Below are 1695 nucleotides of genomic sequence, written 5' to 3' on the forward strand. Positions count from 1 at the left end.
GCTGCTGGCGGCCCTGCTGGTCAGCGCCGCGCTGGTTGGTGGATGCAGTTCCGTGATCCACGGCAAGCCGGTGGCCTCGCCGCCCGCCGGAGCGACCGAACCGTCGGTCCCAAAGGCCAGACCGTCCCTCCCGTCACCGACCCCATCGCGGCCAGCGCCGCCGAGCGCTAATCCGCCGGCCAACATCATTCCGCTGCCACCCGACCCCAACGGCTACGTCTTCATCGAAACCAAATCCGGTCAGACGCGCTGCCAGATCAACCGCCACTCAGTCGGTTGCGAGGCACAGTTCACCGACTCCCCCATGCAGGACGGTGAACGGGCCAACGGCGTGAACATCACCGAGGACGGTTCGGTGCAATGGGTGCTGGGCAACCTCGGCGACATTCCCACCGTGTCTATCGACTACCTCACCTACGACGCCGAGGGCTGGACGATTGCAGCCAGCGAAAGTGGCACCCGGTTCACCAACGACAACACCGGCCACGGCATGTTCGTCAGCGTCGAGAAGGTCGACACCTTCTAGCGGCCTAAGTCCCTGCGGCGGCCGCATCGAGCAGCGCGGTGTACAGCTCGGCGGTGGTGAGGGTGGGAATGTCGTAGAAGGTTGTCATTCCTTCCACTGTCGGTGTGGCCGAGGCGATTTCGGTTGGCGTCAACCCGAGGTAGGCGTCGTGGAGTTCAGCGCCGAACAAAATGTCCTGCTGTGTTGTGCCCAAGACGCCGGGTTCCGCATAGGTGTCGCCGTGGATGTCGTATATCTCGGTCGGGTACAGGTTGTCGGGCACGCCGGTGGGGTTGGCGCCGAGCATCACGAACCGCAAAGCGTCGATAGGAACTCCGTCTTGGATGAGAGTCGGTTCGTCGAGGGAGGCAATGGCGCTGCTTTGCGAGTAGGTGAAAATCGTCAGCGGATCGGCGCACACACCGGCTGCGTTGCAGCCCATGTCGCCGGCGTTGTAGTCGGCGACGATCGCATTGGTGAGGATCTGCTCGCCCTGCGCCACGCTCGTCTGGAAGTCGTTTGTTTCCGGGGTGGTCAGCGGCAGCGTCGTGAAGGCGTTGCCCTCGTACCCGTTCGGGTAGAGGTACAGGTTTAGCGCGTCGTTGATGTAGGCGGCATCCGGTGTCGATATGCCGGTGGGGCCCAGGACCAGCGCGTTGGTTGAGCCGGCCAGGAAGTCGGGATTGTATCCGTCGGCGGGGGTCACGGCGGCCGCGACGTCGCTGGTTGTGGCGACGCTGGTTGTGGCGACGCTGGCTGCGCCAGCCCCGGCGGCCCCGCCGGTTTGGTGACCGAACGCGCTGAAGCTGTCGTACTGCCCACCGGCACCGGTAGCGTTGGCGGTGTCGTTGTCCTCACCGAAAACGGTAGCGATGTCGTGATCGTAGGCAGTGGTGCCGTTATTCAGCAGATCGGAGCCAGCGACCGCGTTGCTGCTATTGCCTAATACGGAGGCAATGTCGTCGTTGCCCCAGACACCGCTCGTACCGCCGGCATAAGCAAGGTTATAGCCGTCGAAGCCGCCGCCGGTGAAGTCGCCGCTGCCAGCGCCGATGCCGTCGGCATCACGCCGTGCGCCGTCGCCCGTGAAGTACAGTCCTTTGAAGGTGGAGAAGTAGGTCTGCACGAACCGGTCGTGATCGCCGAACACGGTGCGCATCTGGCCTGGCCAGGAATCGGCAATGCAGAGG

Annotated in this window: 2 protein-coding genes; one reads left to right on the forward strand and one right to left on the reverse strand. The window is 64.2% G+C overall.

Annotated elements, in window-relative coordinates:
- Window position 1: 1 nt before the first annotated feature.
- Window positions 2-526, forward strand: coding sequence for a hypothetical protein (locus tag WBF82_RS21390; protein ID WP_424384931.1), 525 nt, complete (start codon window positions 2-4; stop codon window positions 524-526).
- A 4-nt stretch (window positions 527-530) separates the two neighbouring features.
- On the opposite strand, the gene WBF82_RS21395 is transcribed toward WBF82_RS21390, so the two are convergent.
- Window positions 531-1695, reverse strand: a 1165-nt coding sequence (locus tag WBF82_RS21395) for a PE-PPE domain-containing protein (RefSeq protein ID WP_424384932.1), incomplete at its 5' end; no start/stop codon positions are given.

The sequence above is a fragment of the Mycobacterium sp. genome, assembly GCF_049673265.1.
In the GTDB taxonomy this organism is placed as follows: Bacteria; Actinomycetota; Actinomycetes; order Mycobacteriales; family Mycobacteriaceae; genus Mycobacterium.